At 32.1% G+C, this 17,955-nt stretch carries 16 protein-coding genes and 1 pseudogene; 9 read left to right on the top strand and 8 right to left on the bottom strand.

All coding sequences use genetic code 11. The features are described 5' to 3' along the window. The first annotated feature begins 215 nt into the window (after positions 1-215). Positions 216-2,552, top strand: a complete 2,337-nt coding sequence (locus ACFO3N_RS21820) for an ATP-dependent helicase (RefSeq protein ID WP_095929257.1) — start codon at positions 216-218, stop codon at positions 2,550-2,552. Positions 2,553-2,662: 110 nt separating this feature from the next. Then, positions 2,663-3,283 (top strand): L-threonylcarbamoyladenylate synthase, encoded by a 621-nt coding sequence (locus ACFO3N_RS21815; protein ID WP_379800975.1) that lies wholly within the window; start codon positions 2,663-2,665, stop codon positions 3,281-3,283. Between the two features lie 187 nt (positions 3,284-3,470). On the opposite strand, the gene ACFO3N_RS21810 is transcribed toward ACFO3N_RS21815, so the two are convergent. From ACFO3N_RS21810 to ACFO3N_RS21800, 3 genes are read right to left on the bottom strand one after another with little or no spacing between them, the layout of a single operon-like run. Further along, on the bottom strand, positions 3,471-4,304 hold the full coding sequence (locus ACFO3N_RS21810) for an OmpA/MotB family protein (protein ID WP_095929259.1): 834 nt from the start codon (positions 4,302-4,304) through the stop codon (positions 3,471-3,473). A 32-nt stretch (positions 4,305-4,336) separates the two neighbouring features. Beyond that, the gene (locus ACFO3N_RS21805; RefSeq protein WP_379800974.1) at positions 4,337-5,356 is read right to left on the bottom strand and encodes a glycosyltransferase; all 1,020 of its coding nucleotides are present in this window, start codon (positions 5,354-5,356) and stop codon (positions 4,337-4,339) included. A gap of 24 nt (positions 5,357-5,380) precedes the next feature. After that, on the bottom strand, positions 5,381-5,833 hold the full coding sequence (locus ACFO3N_RS21800) for a type I restriction enzyme HsdR N-terminal domain-containing protein (protein ID WP_379800973.1): 453 nt from the start codon (positions 5,831-5,833) through the stop codon (positions 5,381-5,383). 93 nt (positions 5,834-5,926) lie between these two features. Here ACFO3N_RS21800 and holA point away from each other — a divergent pair, with 93 nt between their 5' ends. The 3 genes from holA (at position 5,927) to ettA (ending at position 8,918) form a co-directional block, all read left to right on the top strand. After that, entirely contained in the window at positions 5,927-6,931 is a 1,005-nt protein-coding gene (holA, locus tag ACFO3N_RS21795) for a DNA polymerase III subunit delta (RefSeq protein ID WP_095929262.1), read from the top strand. Between the two features lie 64 nt (positions 6,932-6,995). Beyond that, a complete protein-coding gene (locus tag ACFO3N_RS21790) occupies positions 6,996-7,178 on the top strand; it encodes a CAL67264 family membrane protein (RefSeq protein ID WP_095929263.1) in 183 nt (60 codons plus the stop codon). Between the two features lie 48 nt (positions 7,179-7,226). Then, complete coding sequence (ettA, locus tag ACFO3N_RS21785; RefSeq protein ID WP_095929264.1) at positions 7,227-8,918, top strand: energy-dependent translational throttle protein EttA; 1,692 nt, start codon at positions 7,227-7,229, stop codon at positions 8,916-8,918. A 292-nt stretch (positions 8,919-9,210) separates the two neighbouring features. On the opposite strand, the gene ACFO3N_RS21780 is transcribed toward ettA, so the two are convergent. Together ACFO3N_RS21780 and ACFO3N_RS21775 are read right to left on the bottom strand one after the other, a co-directional pair. Continuing rightward, positions 9,211-9,624, bottom strand: coding sequence for a thiol-disulfide oxidoreductase DCC family protein (locus ACFO3N_RS21780; RefSeq protein WP_379800972.1), 414 nt, complete (start codon positions 9,622-9,624; stop codon positions 9,211-9,213). A 282-nt stretch (positions 9,625-9,906) separates the two neighbouring features. Next, the gene (locus ACFO3N_RS21775) at positions 9,907-12,072 is read right to left on the bottom strand and encodes an endonuclease MutS2 (protein WP_379800971.1); all 2,166 of its coding nucleotides are present in this window, start codon (positions 12,070-12,072) and stop codon (positions 9,907-9,909) included. Between the two features lie 184 nt (positions 12,073-12,256). Between ACFO3N_RS21775 and ACFO3N_RS21770 the strand changes: the two genes are divergently transcribed. The 4 genes and pseudogenes from ACFO3N_RS21770 to ACFO3N_RS21755 form a co-directional block, all read left to right on the top strand. Beyond that, positions 12,257-12,922 (top strand): uracil-DNA glycosylase, encoded by a 666-nt coding sequence (locus ACFO3N_RS21770; protein WP_320493593.1) that lies wholly within the window; start codon positions 12,257-12,259, stop codon positions 12,920-12,922. A gap of 281 nt (positions 12,923-13,203) precedes the next feature. Further along, a complete protein-coding gene (locus ACFO3N_RS21765; protein ID WP_379800970.1) occupies positions 13,204-14,910 on the top strand; it encodes a CotH family protein in 1,707 nt (568 codons plus the stop codon). Between the two features lie 160 nt (positions 14,911-15,070). Continuing rightward, positions 15,071-15,472 carry a hypothetical protein gene (locus tag ACFO3N_RS21760; RefSeq protein WP_379801024.1) on the top strand — a complete coding sequence of 134 codons (402 nt, stop codon included), beginning with the start codon at positions 15,071-15,073 and terminating at the stop codon, positions 15,470-15,472. After that, a pseudogene (locus ACFO3N_RS21755) lies at positions 15,372-15,659 on the top strand (transposase); the annotation flags it as partial. The gene ACFO3N_RS21760 and the pseudogene ACFO3N_RS21755, both read left to right, overlap by 101 nt. Positions 15,660-15,710: 51 nt before the next feature. Here the strand turns inward: ACFO3N_RS21755 and ACFO3N_RS21750 are convergent. The 3 genes from ACFO3N_RS21750 to tsaE form a co-directional block, all read right to left on the bottom strand. Beyond that, on the bottom strand, positions 15,711-16,085 hold the full coding sequence (locus ACFO3N_RS21750; RefSeq protein ID WP_379800969.1) for a DUF4258 domain-containing protein: 375 nt from the start codon (positions 16,083-16,085) through the stop codon (positions 15,711-15,713). Positions 16,086-16,121: 36 nt separating this feature from the next. Next, complete coding sequence (locus ACFO3N_RS21745) at positions 16,122-17,321, bottom strand: alanine dehydrogenase (RefSeq protein ID WP_095929269.1); 1,200 nt, start codon at positions 17,319-17,321, stop codon at positions 16,122-16,124. An 84-nt stretch (positions 17,322-17,405) separates the two neighbouring features. Continuing rightward, the gene (tsaE, locus tag ACFO3N_RS21740) at positions 17,406-17,813 is read right to left on the bottom strand and encodes a tRNA (adenosine(37)-N6)-threonylcarbamoyltransferase complex ATPase subunit type 1 TsaE (protein ID WP_379800968.1); all 408 of its coding nucleotides are present in this window, start codon (positions 17,811-17,813) and stop codon (positions 17,406-17,408) included. Between the last annotated feature and the right edge of the window lie 142 nt (positions 17,814-17,955).

Below are 17,955 nucleotides of genomic sequence, written 5' to 3'. Positions count from 1 at the left end.
CCAATTGTCTGTTTTCTAGCCCCGATTGAGGCGGTATCCTCGTAGCGGAGCGGAGAGATATAGCCGAAAGCGGGAAACCATGTCTAATAAAATGCCTTTTGTTTGGCTTCAAAAAAAACTTATCATCTTAGAAACTTAGCAACTTAGAACCTTCCAAAAGCATCTTAGGAACTTTCTTTTTTAATTCTTATTTTTGCATAAAAGGAGAAAATTACATGCAGAAATATATTGACCAGCTCAACGAAGCGCAGAGAGCGCCTGTTTTAAAGAAAGACGGGCCAATGATTATTATTGCTGGTGCAGGTTCGGGAAAAACACGTGTTTTAACAATTAGAATTGCGTATTTGATGGCTCAAGGTATTGATGCCTTCAATATTTTGTCGCTTACTTTTACCAATAAAGCAGCCCGCGAGATGAAACACAGGATCTCGGATATCGTGGGAGCGAGCGAAGCAAAAAACCTTTGGATGGGAACTTTCCACTCTATTTTTGCTCGTATTTTGCGTGCCGAATCGGATCACTTGGGGTATCCTTCAAACTTTACCATTTATGACTCTCAGGATTCGGCTAGATTGATTTCTTCTATTATTAAAGAAATGCAGCTAGATCGTGATGTTTACAAACCAAAACAGGTTTTAGGACGTATATCTAATTATAAAAATAGTTTAATTACGGTTAAAGCTTATTTTAACAATCCAGAACTGGTTGAAGCAGATGCAATGGCCAAAAGACCAAGATTGGGAGAGATTTATCAGCAGTATGTTGATCGCTGTTTTAAGGCTGGTGCAATGGATTTTGATGATTTGTTGTTGAAAACCAATGAATTATTGACTCGTTTTCCTGAAGTTTTAGCTAAATACCAAGATCGTTTTCGTTATATTTTGGTTGATGAGTACCAAGATACGAATCACTCTCAATATTTGATTGTTAGGGCTTTATCAGACAGATTTCAGAATATTTGTGTGGTTGGAGATGATGCTCAAAGTATTTATGCTTTCCGTGGTGCGAATATCAATAACATTCTGAATTTCCAAAAAGATTACGAAGGTGTAATTATGTTTCGTTTAGAGCAGAATTACCGTTCAACAAGAAACATTGTAGAAGCGGCAAATACCGTGATGGAACACAATAAAACCAAATTAGATAAAGTAGTTTGGACAGCAAACGAATTTGGACCAAAAATTAAAGTTCACAGAAGTTTGACTGATGCAGAAGAAGGTCGTTTTGTTGCAAGTACGATTTTCGAACAGAAAATGCAAAATCAATTGCATAATGGTGCTTTTGCAATTTTGTATCGTACCAACGCTCAGTCGCGTGCAATGGAGGATGCTTTGAGAAAACGTGATATTCCGTATAGAATTTATGGAGGTTTGTCTTTCTACCAACGTAAAGAGATTAAAGACGTTTTATGTTATTTGCGTCTGGTTCTAAATCCGAAAGACGAAGAAGCTTTGGTTCGTGTAATCAATTATCCAGCACGTGGAATTGGAGATACAACAGTCGAAAAATTAACTATTGCGGCCAATCATTACAAACGTTCGATTTGGGAAGTAATGGTAAACATTGATAAAATCGATTTGAAATTGAATGCTGGTACAAAGAACAAATTGAAGGATTTTGTTACTATGATTCAGAGTTTTCAGGTTATCGATCAGAATCAAGATGCTTTTTATATTACAGACCACGTTGCAAAGAAAACCGGATTGGTTCAGGAATTGAAGAAAGATGCTACTCCTGAAGGGATGGCTAAAATTCAGAATATCGAAGAACTTTTAAACGGTATTAAAGATTTTACGGAAGGACAAAGAGAAATTGACGGAGCAAGAGGTGCGCTTTCTGAGTTTATGGAAGATGTAGCTTTGGCAACCGATTTGGATAAAGATACAAACGATGATGATCGTGTTGCTTTGATGACGATTCACTTAGCAAAAGGACTGGAGTTTCCGCATGTATTTGTGGTGGGTATGGAAGAAGATTTGTTTCCAAGTGCTATGAGTATGAGTACAAGAAGTGAATTGGAGGAAGAGCGCCGATTGTTCTACGTAGCGTTAACCCGTGCAGAACATCAAGCGTATTTGACTTATGCTCAGTCTCGTTACCGTTGGGGAAAACTAACGGATAGTGAACCTTCTCGTTTTATTGAAGAAATTGACGGTCAGTTTTTGGAATATTTAACTCCAGCCGAAACAAATTATCGTTATAAGTCTCCAATTGATGGCGATATTTTTGGAGATGTAGATAAATCAAAATTGCGATTGGCAAAACCGGTAGGAGGAACTCCACCAAAACATATTACAGACAACAATCCGAAGCCTGATTTGAATATTAGAAAACTAAAACCGGTTTCAGGAAATGCGCCAAGTAACGGAAATTCGAATTTATTTGACAGTAAACTAACTGTTGGAAATGTGGTAATGCACGAACGTTTTGGAAAAGGAGAAGTGATGAATCTAGAAGGTGTTGGGCCAGATAGAAAAGCAGAAATTAAATTTGAAGTAGGAGGAATTAAGAAATTGTTGTTAAGATTTGCTAAATTAGATGTCGTAGGATAATAATATTTTTGTTTCAGGTTTAAAGTTTCAAGTTTCAGGTTGCTTGAATTTGAGAATAACTGCATAACTTGAAACTTTAAACCTGAAACAAAAACTAACAAAAAAGAAAAATGGCCGAATTTATAAAAATATACCCAGATAAACCTAGTGAAGCGGCTATTGCAAAAGTGGTAAAAGTGCTTCAGAATGGTGGTTTGGTAATTTATCCAACTGATACTGTTTATGGTTTAGGCTGTGATATTACCAATTCGAGAGCGTTAGAAAAAATTGCTAGAATAAAAGGCGTAAAATTAGAGAAGGCGAACTTTTCATTTATTTGTCACGATTTGAGTAATTTGTCAGATTATGTAAGACAGATTGATACTTCAACTTTTAAGATTTTAAAGAGAGCTTTGCCAGGACCATATACTTTTATTTTACCTGGAAATAATAGTTTGCCAAAAGAGTTTAAAAAGAAAACTACAGTTGGTATTCGTGTACCTGATAATAATATTATATTAGAGATTGTTCGCCAGTTAGGAAATCCGGTTGTTTCAACTTCGATTCGAGATGAAGATGATGTAATAGAATATACTACCGATCCAGAATTAATTTTCGAAAAATGGCAGCATCTTGTAGATATGGTAATCGATGGTGGCTATGGAGATAACGTAGGTTCTACAATTATTGATCTTTCTGAACATGAGCCAGTTATCGTAAGGGAAGGTAAGGGAGATATTGATATTTTGTAAAAAAATACACTAAAAGTATAAAAGTAGAGAAATTATGAGTAACTTTATTATGTTAAAATTTAGTTAGTTACTTAAAAATAATGCTATTCTTGATTTATATTTAATTGGTTATTAAAAAAATTAAGGATACATAAAAGCAGGTCTAATGACCTGCTTTTTCTGTATTATAAAGTATGTGAAACTCTAATTATTTTTGTTGTTTCTTCATTTCTTTTTCAATCATATCATAGAATTGATCGATTTTTGGCATAACAACAATACGAGTTCTTCTGTTACGAGCTTTGTTCTCAGCAGAATCATTTGCAACTAATGGTACATAAGAACTTCTACCTGCAGCAATTAATTTAGCTGGGTTCACACCAAGATCGTTTGTTAATACACGTACAATTGAAGTAGAACGTTTAACACTTAAATCCCAGTTGTCTAAGATAATTCCGTTGCTTTTGTAAGGAACGTCATCAGTGTGTCCTTCAACCATACATTCGAAATCTGGTTTGTCGTTTACAACTTTAGCAACTTTAGCCAAAACAGATTTAGCTTTATCACTTACGTCGTAGCTTCCGCTTTTGAATAATAATTTATCAGCGATAGAGATAAATACAACTCCTTTTTCAACATTGATTTCGATGTCTGGATCATTGATTCCAACTGCACCTTTCAAGCTTGTAACTAATGCTAAAGTAACACTGTCTTTTTTAGTTAAAGCGTCTTGAAGTCTAGAGATTTTCAAATCTTTTTCTTTTAAACTTTCAAGAGATTTTTCAAGGTTTTCAGCACCTTTAGTAGTTAAGATAGTTAAATCTTTAGAGCTGTTGATTAAATCTTGATTATGTTGTTTGTAGCTTTCAGCTGTAGCAGCTAATCCAGCTTTTTCTTCTAAGCACGTGTTTAATTTTACAGTACAAGAGTTTAACAAATCTTGAGTCTCTTTGTTTTTAGCTTCTAACTCTGCATATTTCTTTTTAGAAACACAAGATGTTAGGGCCATTAATACTGATAGTGCGATAACTATTTTTCTCATAAATTTAATTTTAATTAGACTTGATTACAAATTTAGTTTTTAATATTTTGAATACTGTTAAAGATTTCTTTAAATAAGGTCAATTTCTTGATATAATAAAGGAAAACGATGCTTTTCACCGAATAGTATTGCTGTATTTGAAAATCTTTTCGTTTTTTAAGATATTTTAAAGATAAGCAATAAAAAGAAAAATGGGCCTTTAAAATAGCAAAAGTGTTCCCGAATTTACCTTGTGTAAGAAAACGGATACCGGCAATACCATCTAATACCATTCTGAAAAAAATCACAAAAAACAATCCTTTTGAAGGCAGATTTTTAACCAGCATTAGTAATGAATTTCTAAAATTCAAATACGTTTTTTTAGGATTTCCTTGTTGTAAAGTTGCACCACCAACATGATAAACAACAGATTGGTAATTGTATTTTATAATATGCCCTTCATTTGCAGCTCGCCAGCATAAATCAATTTCTTCCTGATGCGCAAAGAAGCTTTCATCAAAACCTCCCAATTCATGAAAAACCTTCTTTCTAATAAAGAAACAAGCACCTGAAGCCCAAAACAATTCAATATTGTCATTGTATTGTCCATTGTCTTTTTCAATTGTATCGAATATTCTTCCTCTGCAAAAGGGAAATCCGTATTTATCGATAAAACCACCGGCAGCACCTGCATACTCAAAATATTCCTTGTTTTTAAAATCAAGAATTTTAGGTTGAATAATAGCGGTTTGATTTTCTTTTTCGAAAGTGTCTAGAATGGGTTGAAGCCAATTTTCTGTGACTTCAATATCTGAATTTACTAATGCATATATTTCAGCATCAATATGTTTTAAGGCGTCATTATAACCTTTTGCGAAACCATAATTGCCAGAGTTTTTTGCAATTTTTACGGTTGGAAAATGTTCTGTAACATACGCGACAGAATTGTCCGTAGAATCATTGTCAGCAACATAAATTGCTGCTCCTTCTGAAAACTGAATAACAGAGGGTAAGAACTGCTCCAGCAATTTTACTCCGTTCCAATTTAAAATTACAACTGCTATTTTATCCAAAAGTACTTAGTTCTTTATTATTTGTTAGTGGTTTTCTTTATAGTCGGGCAGATTTTTTAAAAACTCATATTTCTCGTTTTCAAAATCCATTTGACAATAAAAATGGTTCAGTCCGTTGGTAACATTCAAAAACCGTGCCTGCATTGTCATATTGTAACGGGCAATTTGGTCAAAAGTTGCCTGAGAGATTTTAACTTCTGGCGCTTTGCACTCTACTAATATGTGTATAGAACCATTTGGATTAAATACAACAACGTCGTATCGTTTTCGTAATCCGTTGACGGTTAAAACTTTCTCAACATTAATAAGTGATTTGGGATATTTTTTTTCATGCATTAAAAAATGAACTACGTGTTGGCGAACCCATTCTTCTGGCGTAAGAATTATAAATTTTTTCCTGATTTCATCAAAAATAGACACTTTATTTTCGCTATTTTTGAATCGGAAAGTATAAGCAGGGAAATTAAGTTTAAGCATAAAGCAAAAATATAAAATAGTTTCAGGTTTCAAATTTAAAGTTTCAAGTTTTGAAACAGAATTTGAAACCTGAAACTTGAAACAAAAGATTGAATGGACGAAGTAGTAAAAATTGTTAATGAAATTAAAGCCGGAGATATTAAACCGATTTATTTTTTAATGGGTGAAGAACCTTATTATATAGATAAATTGTCTGAATATATTGAACAGAATGTATTAGCTGAAGAAGAAAAAGGTTTTAATCAGACAGTTTTATATGGAAGAGATGTATCAATTGATGATATTGTTTCAACGGCCAAACGCTATCCTATGATGGCTGAACGTCAGGTTGTTATCGTGAAAGAAGCGCAGGATTTATCCAGAACAATTGATAAAATTGAGTCTTATGTAGAAAATCCAATGCAAACAACGGTTTTAGTTTTTTGCTATAAATATAAGACACTAGATAAACGTAAAAAAGTTACTAAGCTATTAGGACAAAAAGGTGTTGTTTACGAAAGTAAAAAATTATACGAAAATCAAGTAGGAGACTGGATTAAACGCGTTTTGGCTGGGAAAAAATATACAATTGATCCGAAAGCCAATGCCATGCTTGTAGAATTTTTAGGTACAGATTTGAGTAAAATCAACAACGAGCTAGAAAAACTACAGATTATTTTACCGCAAGGCACGATGATTACTGCAGAGCATATTGAAGAGAATATTGGTTTTAGTAAAGATTATAATGTATTTGAACTTAGAAAAGCAATCGGAGAACGCAATCAATTGAAAGCTTATAAGATAGCAGAAAATTTTGCTCATAACCCTAAAGAATATCCATTAGTTATGACTACAGGGTTGGTATTTGGGTTCTTTGTCCAGCTTTTAAAATATCATGGATTAAAAGATAAAAACCCTAAAAATGTCGCTTCGGCACTTGGAGTTAATCCGTATTTCTTAAAAGAGTATGATTTGGCAGTAAAAAACTATCCAATGAGAAAGGTGAGTCAAATTGTTGGAGCCTTACGTGATATTGATGTTAAAAGTAAAGGTGTGGGAGCCAATGCTTTACCGCAATCGGATTTGCTAAAAGAAATGCTCTATAAAATATTTAATTAAGCCATTAAAATTCACGATATTTGCGTTTCTAAAAATTTTACTACTTAAAAATAATTGCACAATTATGGGAATGAATAAAAATACCATTTTAGGATGGGCAACTTTGATAATGGTACTTATGGGGTTGTTGCTTATAGCTCTTGGAATCTTTAGATATAGTGATGTTTCAGGATGGGGATTTGCTGCTGTTGGAGTTGGATTTTTTGCTAATGCTTGGGTATTCAATGCTTTGAAAGGCAGAGTTTAGAATTTTGAGATTTAAAAAAAGTAAATAATTATAATAAAAAAATAAAAAATGTCAGACGATAAGAAAGTAATTTTCTCAATGCAGAAATTGAGCAAAACCTATCAAGGAGCAGACAAACCGGTTCTTAAGAATATTTATCTTAGTTTCTTTTATGGTGCTAAGATTGGTATTTTGGGACTTAATGGTTCTGGAAAATCTTCTCTTTTAAAGATTATTGCTGGAGTTGACAAAAACTACCAAGGAGATGTAGTTTTTCAACCTGGATATACAGTAGGATATTTAGAGCAAGAACCAATTCTTGATGATTCTAAGACAGTTATCGAAATTGTACGTGAAGGAGCTGCAGAAACAATGGCAGTTTTAGAGGAGTACAACCAAATCAATGACTTATTTGGTCTTCCAGAATACTACGAAGATCAGGATAAAATGGATAAATTGATGGACCGTCAAGCGGCATTACAAGACAAAATTGATGCTCTTGGTGCTTGGGAAATCGATACCAAATTAGAAATCGCAATGGATGCGTTGCGTACTCCAGAAGGAGATACTCCAATCAAAAACCTTTCAGGAGGAGAGCGTCGTCGTGTAGCTTTATGCCGTTTGTTATTGCAACAGCCAGATGTATTGTTATTAGATGAGCCAACCAACCACCTTGATGCTGAGTCAGTTCTATGGTTGGAGCAGCATTTAGCGCAATATTCAGGAACTGTAATTGCTGTAACGCACGACCGTTATTTCTTGGATAATGTTGCCGGATGGATTCTAGAGTTAGATAGAGGAGAAGGTATTCCGTGGAAAGGGAATTATTCTTCTTGGTTAGACCAAAAATCAAACCGTATGGCTCAAGAAGAAAAAGTGGCTTCTAAACGTAGAAAAACTTTAGAGCGTGAGTTGGAGTGGGTTCGTCAAGGAGCTAAAGGTCGTCAGACGAAGCAAAAAGCACGTTTACAGAATTACGACAAATTATTAAATGAAGATCAAAAACAACTAGATGAAAATCTAGAAATTTATATCCCGAACGGTCCACGTTTAGGTACAAATGTTATTGAAGCTAAAAACGTTGCTAAAGCTTTTGGTGAAAAATTATTGTATGATAATTTGAACTTTACTTTGCCACAAGCTGGTATTGTTGGAATTATCGGACCAAACGGTGCTGGTAAATCGACTATTTTCAAAATGATTATGGGCGAACAAGCTACTGATAGTGGTGAATTTTCTGTTGGTGAAACTGTAAAAATTGCTTACGTAGATCAGTCGCACTCTAATATTGATCCAAACAAATCTATTTGGGAAAACTTTGCTGATGGTCAGGAATTGATTATGATGGGAGGAAAGCAAGTGAACTCAAGAGCTTATTTATCACGTTTCAACTTTGGTGGTGGCGAGCAAAACAAAAAAGTTTCTATGCTTTCTGGTGGAGAACGTAACCGTTTACACTTGGCAATGACTTTGAAGGAAGAAGGAAACGTACTTTTACTGGATGAGCCAACGAATGACCTTGACGTAAATACACTTCGTGCTCTTGAAGAAGGTTTAGAAAATTTTGCAGGTTGTGCTGTAATTATTTCTCACGACAGATGGTTCTTGGATAGAATTTGTACACACATTTTAGCTTTTGAAGGAGATTCTGAAGTTTATTTCTTCGAAGGAAGTTTCTCTGATTATGAAGAAAACAAAAAGAAACGTCTTGGTGGTGATTTAACTCCTAAGCGTTTGAAATATAGAAAATTGATCAGATAATTTTTGATAAATTTTCAAATAAAAAATCCCAAATTCCAAATTTACCGGAGTTTGGGATTTTTATTTTGAATTATATACGCAAAGAAAACCCGACAGTTTTTTAAAACCTGTCGGGTTTGAATTGAATATATTTTTTTTAGGTAAAGTATGTCATTTCGACGAAGGAGAAATCTTCGCGAGAAGCTCGACAAAGATTGGGTTTTCGTTACGGAGTTACTTACGAAGATTTCTCCTTCGTCGAAATGACAATATTGTGGAAATTAGAATTTGGAATTTAAGAATTTGAAATTTCTTAAAGAAACTTAGATTTCAACTCTGGAGTCGGAATCATACAGCTTTCTTTCTTGCCGTACCAATTGTATCTATTTTTTGCAACATAATCATAAATTCTATCGCTTATAAAAATGGGAACAATTCTAAAAATTGAAATGAGCTTCCATAAGCCTCCAAAATTTTTAGCTATTTCGATTACTGCCGAAGACTTATAAAAATAAGCTGTTTTTGGATCGTACAAAATAATACTATCCATTTTAGAAAAACTGATTCCTAGGTGTTTACAGATTGAAATGCCCAATTCTGATTGCAATGCAACAAATCTAAAAATGTCTTTTTTGTCATGGTTTATAATGTATTGTACAGCAGAACTGCACAGATTGCAAACTCCATCAAAAAGAACTATTTTTTTATTTTCTGGAAGGCTTTCCATTTTATTATATTTATTTCAAATTTTACATTTCATGTTTAGATATACATGAAAGTGAACTTGGATTAATTAAATTAGTACTTATTTGTTTTGTTTATTGAATTGTTGTTTTTAATAAATTTTATAAATCAAAAATGGCTTTAATAAATCCTTTAAAATGAATTTTAAAAAATAAAGCATCTATTTTATCGTATTTTAGAAAAACGTTTCTTAAATCGTTTTATTTTGGTTTTATAGTTTTTAGCTGTTTTTAAAGACTGAAAACTGCCACCGAGATTGAAATTTTTACTTTTTAACCGCTTCAACCAATTCCAATTCATCTAAACTTACTTTCGAAGTGAAAATTCCGTAATTAACTGTTGCTTTATTTTTTTCGATTAAATCAATGCTTCCAACAGATCTTCCGTCAAGCATTCTTACTCTATCGCCAACTTTCAAAATTGGTTTTGGTTTTTCAATAACGGGTTTAAGTTTCTTCTCTTTTTTCTCTTTTCGAATTTCCTCAACTTTTACCTGTACTTCAGCAATAATTTCTTTTTGTTTTTCAACTTTTGCTTTTACTTCTTTCGGAGTTGCTTTTTTACGTTTAGAGTTTTCGATCTCAACAATTTTCAAAAATTCACCGATCAGTTCTTTTTTGTTTTTGTTGTTAAAATACTTTTCGGCAATATCATCAATTTTTTGTCCAATGTAAATTATCTTTTGATTGCTATCATATAATTCCTGATAGCTTTCCAATTTTTGCTGGATTCTTGTATTGATGTTTTCCATCTTTTTGCTTTCTTCTCGAGCACGAGTTTCTTCTTCTTTTAAATTCAAAGAAGTTTTTTCCAACTTCGAACGCTCTTTCTGTAGAGTAGCAATTGTTTTATCAAAACGAACTTTTCCGACTTCAATTTTCTTTTTTGCACGATTGATCAATCCAAACGGAATTCCATTTTTTTGAGCAACTTCAAATGTAAACGAACTTCCTGCCTGACCCAAAGCTAATTTATACATTGGTTCAAGAGATTTTTCGTCAAACATCATATTCGCATTTGTAGCATATGGTAGCTCGTTTGCTAAAATTTTTAAATTGGAATAATGTGTTGTGATAATTCCGAACGCTTCACGATGATAAAATTCCTCCAGGAAAATTTCAGCCAAAGCACCACCCAATTCAGGATCAGAACCTGTACCAAATTCATCAATTAAAAACATGGTTTTGCTATTACATTTCTTTAAAAAGTAATTCATGTTTTTTAATCTATAACTATATGTGCTTAAGTGGTTTTCAATAGATTGATTGTCACCAATATCGGTTAAGATTCTATCAAATAAGAAAGTTTCGCTTCTTTCGTGAACCGGAATTAAAATTCCAGATTGTAGCATTAATTGCAATAAACCAACTGTTTTTAAGGAAATGGTTTTTCCTCCAGCATTTGGTCCCGAAATTACAATAATTCTATTTTCTTGTTTTAACTCAATGGTCTGCGGATGCGTAACTTCTTTTTTCTGTTTATTGTTGAGATATAAAATTGGATGATACGCTTCTCTAAAGAATAATCTTCTCTCTTCTGTAATTGTTGGCAAGATTCCGTTTATTCGATTTGCATATTTTGCCTTTCCTGCAACTACATCAATATCACTCAAAAAGTCTTGATATTCAATTAATAAAGAAAGATACGGACGAATTACATTCGATAAATTCTTTAAAATTCTTGTAATTTCTTCTTTCTCTTCATATTCCAAGTTGGCTAATTCACGAGAATATTTCAAAGTGGCTTCAGGTTCGATATAGGCAATGCTTCCGGTTTTGGAACTCCCTAAAATTGAACCTTTTACTTTACGACGATACATCGCTAAAACCGCTAAAACTCTACGATTTTGTACAAAACTTTCTTTAATATCGTCCAAATAACCTAAACCGTTGTATTGCGTTAAAGCTAGACCAAAACTCTGGTTTACTTTTCCACGAACCAGGTTCATATTTTGTCTAATCCCAGCCAAAGCAGGAGAAGCATTGTCTTTTATCTCTCCATACTTATCTACAATTGCATCAATTGCAGTGATAATGTCTTTGGTTAATTCTACTCTTGAAGCTCTAGCATTTAAATTGGGATAATAGTCATCGAATTTTTTCAAGAAATTCAATAAGACATTTGTTGTTGCAGAAAGGTTTGCGATTTTTCTAAAACTTCCAACTTCAAGAAAGCTGTCTTCGATTGTTAAGAATTTAATTTCGTGCGTGATAGCATCAAATCCGTGATTCGGAATTGCGTTATTATTTTGAAAAGAAGATACATACTCTGATGTTTGCATCAGCGATTGCATCAATTCTTCTTTATCTCTAAATGGTTTTATTTGTAAAGCCTTTTCTTTTCCAATATCGGTGTTGCAACCATCTGAGATGGTTTCCAGAACAGTTGGAAATTGTAAGTCTTGTAATGTTTTTTCTGTAATACTGATCATTTAATTTCTTTATGAAAGTAGAGGCAAAAGTACGAAAACAATAATGAATTGTGAATTATGTATTATGAATTATAAGTTTTTTTCTTTGCTATCATTTTGACTTTTGACTTTCTGTTTTTGATATTTTTCTTTTTAGTAAATATGATTTTAAGTAATAATTTCTGAAATTCGCATAAAAAAAATTATGGACGTAAAAATGCATTCTTCTTGGAAACCAGTTTTGAATGAAGAATTCGAAAAACCATATTTCAACGATTTAATCGAATTTGTAAAATCCGAATACGCAACAAAAGTTTGTTATCCAAAAGGGAATCAGATTTTTTCAGCTTTTGATCATTGTCATTTTGATGAAGTTAAAGTTGTTATTATTGGACAAGATCCTTATCATGGGCCAAATCAAGCCAATGGATTGTGTTTTTCTGTAAATGACGGAATTCCTTTTCCGCCATCGCTTCAAAATATATTTAAAGAAATTCAAGATGATTTCAATATACCAATGCCTAACACAGGTAATTTGGAACGTTGGGCAGATCAAGGTGTTTTTCTGTTAAATGCAACTTTAACGGTAAGACAATCTGAAGCAGGAAGTCATCAGGGAAAAGGATGGGAAAAATTTACAGATGCAGTTATCAAGCAGATTTCTGCTGAAAAAGAAAATGTTGTTTTCTTGCTATGGGGTGGTTTCGCTCAAAAGAAAGCTGCTTTGATTGATGCTTCAAAACATCATATTTTAAAATCGGGACATCCTTCGCCATTAAGCGCAAATAGAGGATTTTGGTTTGGAAACAAACATTTCAGTCAAACAAATACTTTTCTGAAATCAAAAGGATTGAAAGAGATTGAATGGTAACAGACGTAAATGTTAAATTGGTTTTTATGCTTATTTTAATTATCTTTTTTATTCTTGATATTTATAATATTATTTAACCAGAAAAAAGCTTTTAAATTAATTTTTTAAAAGCTTTTTTTAAAATTTAATTTCATAATACAAAGTGTTGATATTTATATAATTGTGTTTTAAAAAGTTTTTTTTAGGAGTAAAAATATCTTTAAAGGCTAGGCATTTTTTTGTGCAAATCTAGGATTTGTTATGGTTAAGACTATTTTTGCATTTTTGATAAAATGCCACATATGAAACAAAAACTACTTTTAATTTTTCTTTTTTTTTCTTTTTATATTTCTTATTCACAAGAAATAATTATTATTCCTTCTAATCAATATAATATTGATATCAACAAGTCACTCATTGTAACCAATCTGGATGTAAACTATGTTAACACTACGTGGGAAGGTGAAAAATCTTCTGTAACATTGGATGTTAGTTATAATTTTGAAATTCCTGTTAATGTAATTAAATTAGGGACTCCATATAATTTAATTAATCCAAGCGATGGCAAAAAATACATTCTTTATTTTACTGCATTACCTTTAATTACAATTACTGCAAATAATGAAATTGTAGATGAACCTAATGTGTTAGCTAGTTTTAAATTAATTGAGAGCAATCAAAACAGTCTAACTTCCGATATAGGAATACAACTTAGAGGAGCTTATTCACAAAGTTTACCTAAAAAATCATTTGAAATTGAATTTTGGGAAGATCAAAATGGTAATGAAACTCATGATGTGAGTTTGTTGGGTATGCATTCTGATGATGGGTATAATTTGCAGGCAATGTATAATGAATCTCTTCGGTTTCATAGTAAAACCAATAATGATTTATGGAAATTGATGCACGAGCCATATTACCTGAATTTAGAACGGGAAGTAGTAAGTGGTATTGAAATGAAATATGCTGAACTATTTTTAAATGGTGAATATAGAGGAATATATTGTGTTGGTGAAAAAGTAAACAGAAAATTATTGAAATTAAAAAAACATAACGGAAGTATAAGAGGAGAGCTCTATAAAGGAGATCAATGGGGAAATAGTTCAACGTTTACATCTTTGATTCCATATAATAATGATGACTTATTGTGGGGTGGTATGGAATACAAACATCCAAAAGAAGTAACGGATTGGAGTAATTTATATAAATTTGTTGATTTCGTCGTAAATGAGACAAATAGTAATTTTTATGCTGTGTATAAAACTAAATTTGATCTTAACAATGCTGTAGATTATTTTATATTTCTTAATTTGATAAGAGCCACAGATAATAGAGGTAAAAATTTATATATTGCTAAATACACAAACAATGAACCTTATTTTTATGTCCCATGGGATTTAGACGGAACTTATGGAACGATATGGAATGGTCAGCATGAAAATATTACAAATGATTTATTATCTAACGGACTTTACGATCGTCTTTTAAATGATTGCTCAAAAGATGGTTTTCGTGAAAAGCTTAATTTAAGATGGCAGGAATTAAGAAGTACATTAATTACTCATGATAAGTTAATGCTTATGCTTACAAGTAATTATAATACACTGAAAGAAAATGGAGTTTATGAAAGAGAACATCTTGCTTGGCCAGATTATAGTGCTAATGAAAATGAAATAGATTATATCTCTAATTGGCTGGCTAACCGATTGTCATATCTAGATGTGAAATTTTCTGAAAATTGTAATACTTTAGATGTTGTAAATTTTGAAAAAGTCCTTAAAACGATAGTTTATCCAAATCCAACATCTGATATTATTAATATTACTTTAACTGATTTTGGTAAACATACTATACTTATATATGACAGTAATGGGAAATTATTATTGAATAAGAATTCTGAAGGATATTATAATCAAATTTCTATAAAGAATTTTAGTAAAGGAATTTATTACATTAAAATTATAGATTCAGAGAATAAAGTTGATGTAAGGAGTATTATAAAACAATAAAAAAAAGAAAGCCTGTTATTTTTTTGAACATGCCCCAAAAAGTTAGACACTATTTGGGGCATTTTTTATGGAAAGAAAAGTAAAGTATGACTATGCATTTAAGTTAGAATGTGTAGAATTGGTTTTAAAGAAGCACTATCCAGCTGAATAAGTTTCAAAATTGAAGCAGACTTCAAGATGGAATATTCGAAAGTGGGTGAGTTTTTATAAGACATATGGCGAAATTGGTTTATTGCCAAGAATAAATCAAACCTATTCAGCAAAATTTAAGCTGAAAGTGCTCAAAAGCATAGAAAAGGAATCTCTTCCTTTAATGCAGGCTAATTTAAGATTTAATATTCCCGATATTTCCATATTTTTAAAATGGAAAAAAGATTTTGCTAACTTTGGACTAGTAGAATTACAACCAAAACAAAGAGGCAGACCAGCAATGAGTGATAAAGGCAGAAAACGTAAATCAGACAAACCAAGGCTGGCAATATCAAATGAGACATTACCAAGATTTATTAAAACAAAAAGGAATCAAACAAAGCATGTCAAGAAAAGGAAACTGCTTAGATAATGCAATTATTGAAAACTTTTTTGGAATATTAAATCTGGAAATGTTTTATACCCAAAAATTCAAGTCAATAGAACAATTAAAAAAAGAAATTAATAAGTACATAACATATTACAATAACGAAAGAATTAAATTAAATTTAAACAAAATGAGCCCGATAAAATATCGAGCTCATTATTATCAAACTTAATTATAAATTTGTCTAAACTTTTGGGTGCAGTCTATTTAACAGGCTTTCTTTTTATTTTTTTACAATTTCTTCTAAAACAGCTTTATTTTCATAATTAACTACTTTTAGAATAATCTCCTGATTTTTTACTGTTTTTCCTTCAATGATATAAAGTTTTCCTTTATTAAACGGAACATTACTTTTATCAAAATCTACATCTCCATAAGTTAATGTATTTTTGACATCTGCTGTATCAACCCATTTTTCGCTTAAAGTCTGAACGGCTTTTGGAGAATATTGAAAAGGTTTTGTTCTAAGGTTGTTTAAAACTCGAGCATTTGGGAAATAATTACAACGAGTGTCTTTTCCAATAAAAAATCCTGATACAATAAAACATCCCATTACGAGACCAATCAGATAATATGCAAAACGGTATGCGAACTTCATGAAATAAATTTTTTGCAAAGGTACACTAAAGTTCCTTTAGAATACAAGTAAATTAATATCGTTATCAGGTAAATCAAACCAATCACCAATTGCTTTATTGGTTAGAATTCCGTGATACAGATAAATTCCGTTTTTAAGACCTTTGTTGCAACGAATTGCGCTTTCGATACCACCATCTTCAGCTATCTGATGCAGATAAGGAGTTAAAATATTACTTATTGATAATGAGGCCGTTTTAGAATAACGTGAAGGTATATTAGGCACGCAATAATGTAAAACGTTACTTTTTATAAATGTAGGTTTTTCGTGAGTTGTAACTTCTGAAGTTTCAAAGCAACCGCCAGTATCGATGCTGACATCAACAATTACAGCGCCTTTTTTCATGTGCTCAACCATTGTTTCATTAACAACAATCGGACATCTTTCTTTTCCGCGCATAGCGCCAATTGCTACATCACAACGTCTTAAGGCTTTTAATAAACCTTTTTGCTGAATAGTCGAAGTAAAAATTCTTTGATTTAAATTGTTTTGAAGGCGACGTAGTTTTGTAATAGAATTATCAAAAACCTTTACGTTTGCACCAAGTCCAATAGCGGTTTTTGCAGCAAATTCACCAACTGTTCCAGCTCCTAAAATAACAACTTCAGTAGGAGGGACTCCTGTAATGTTTCCAAACAAAAGGCCTTTTCCAAATTCGTTAGTAATCATTAGCTCAGCTGCAATAAGGATTGAAGCTGTTCCTGCAATTTCGCTTAAAGATTTTACTGCAGGATAAGATCCATCTTCATCTTTAATATATTCAAAAGCTAAAGCTGTAATCTTTTTTTGCGCTAGCGCTTCGAAGTATTCTTTCTTTTTAGTTTTAAGCTGAATAGCAGAAATGATAACTGTTTCAGGATTAATCATTTCGATTTCTGCTAAAGTAGGAGGTTCTACCTTTAATAGAAACGGACAGCCAAAAACTCTTTTAGTATCTTTTGTGATTTCTGCACCTGCATCTGCATATTCTTTATCTGTATAACTCGAACTTTCTCCCGCTCCAGATTCGATCATAACGCGATGACCTTCGTAAGTTAAGGAAGTGACTGCATCTGGCGTAAGACAGATACGACGTTCCTGATAACTTGTTTCTTTAGGAATTCCTATAAAAAGTTCTCTTTTAAAACGACCTACCTCAAGTTTTTCTTCCTGTGGTATTAATTGTTGTTTTGTAAATGGAGTTAATGTGATTGACATGGATAATGCAAAAAATTAAGGGTACAAATTACGTAAAAAGTTTTAAAATTAGTGCAAAAATTCTGCTAATAGTGAGGATTGATGTTAAGCTAATTTTAATTCCCTTTTTCCATCTGCTAATAACTCAATTGTTATAGTTGAAGTATCTTCAGGAAGGAGACTCGCAATTTTTTCAGACCATTCAATAAAACACCAATTTCCAGAGTATAAATAATCATCAATTCCCATATCTAGTGCTTCGGTTTCTTTGTTTAATCTGTAGAAATCAAAATGATAAACGGTTTGATTATTAGAAGTTTGATATTCATTTACAAGAGAAAAAGTAGGACTGCTGGTAGCATCCTTAACACCTAAGCTTTTACACAACTGTTTGATTAAAGTTGTTTTTCCCACTCCCATTTCGCCATTAAAAAGAATGATTTTTTTAGGATTTGAAGCAATAATCTGCTCTGCAACTTCTTGAATTTGATCTAATGAAAAAACGATGTTCATTTTTATTTTTATTTATATATAAGTCTCAGTCGCAGTTTTCAGTCTCAGTCTGAAAACTTTTAATGGTCTTCCGCGAAAGCGAAATTATTTTTTTTGCCACAGATTAAAAAGATTTTCGAGGATTTTTTTAATCTGTGTTTCC

Source organism: Flavobacterium chungangensis, from assembly GCF_042654045.1.
Classification (GTDB): domain Bacteria; phylum Bacteroidota; class Bacteroidia; order Flavobacteriales; family Flavobacteriaceae; genus Flavobacterium; species Flavobacterium chungangensis.
The sequence above is the reverse complement of the archived record's forward strand: the minus strand, read 5'-3'. Positions and strand labels throughout refer to the sequence as shown.